The sequence below is a fragment of the Thiocystis violacea genome (genome assembly GCF_016583565.1).
Classification (GTDB): Bacteria; Pseudomonadota; Gammaproteobacteria; order Chromatiales; family Chromatiaceae; genus Thiorhodococcus; species Thiorhodococcus violaceus_A.
Genome location: NZ_NRRF01000241.1, coordinates 1 through 654 on the forward strand (window position 1 = coordinate 1; position 654 = coordinate 654).

The 654-nt window shown below is 65.1% G+C and carries 1 protein-coding gene; it reads right to left on the bottom strand.

All coding sequences use genetic code 11. From position 1 onward, the window contains the following. On the bottom strand, window positions 1–449 hold a 449-nt coding region (locus CKO23_RS25020), incomplete at its 3' end, for a hypothetical protein (protein WP_207168700.1). Window positions 450–654: the final 205 nt, after the last annotated feature.

The following is a 654-nucleotide window of genomic DNA, read 5'->3' on the forward strand; positions in this document are numbered from 1 at the left end:
TGGTCCTTGGCGGGTTCTTGCGCCGCGCTGGCACCGCTGCCCGGCGAATAGTCCGAGGGCGGAACAACCGCGACATAGCCCTGCCCGGCAGAGCAATAGGCATCCTCTGGCAACAGGCCCCGCGCCACGAGTTGGGGTTTGTGTTGCTCAAAGCTGCCGACCGGAAGGGTGCCGACGGTGATGGCATACCAGCCATTGTTTGTCTGCACGACATCCAAGCTGGGGCGGAGCACTTCGGGCAGGTCGAACTGGACATAGATGCGCACGTCGTCAAGCGTCGGCCGCGATGCCACCGTGACCGCGCACTTCCCCTCGGGAACGATCTGGGCGGGGGCCTGCTGGGCGGCCAGCGCCGCGACGAGGGAGATTGAAAAAACTGCTGCTCTCACGGCGGGGCCTTTCTGGATTTTCCTTATGAAATAGCCACTTGCCCCGAAACCCTTCGGCACCATGGCGCATTGGCGGGACGTTCGCCGCTTCGGATGGTCAGGTCAACCGCCCACCCGCCGCGTGCGGCGATGTCACCCTGCATGCCGCCTGACGGCGCAGGAATCCGGCGTGGGGACATTGCACGAATCCAGACGGCGTTCGCCGATCCGGCACAGGCCGCCTATTTCAACGGCCGCCCGGGCCGAGGCGCCGGGAAACATAGAT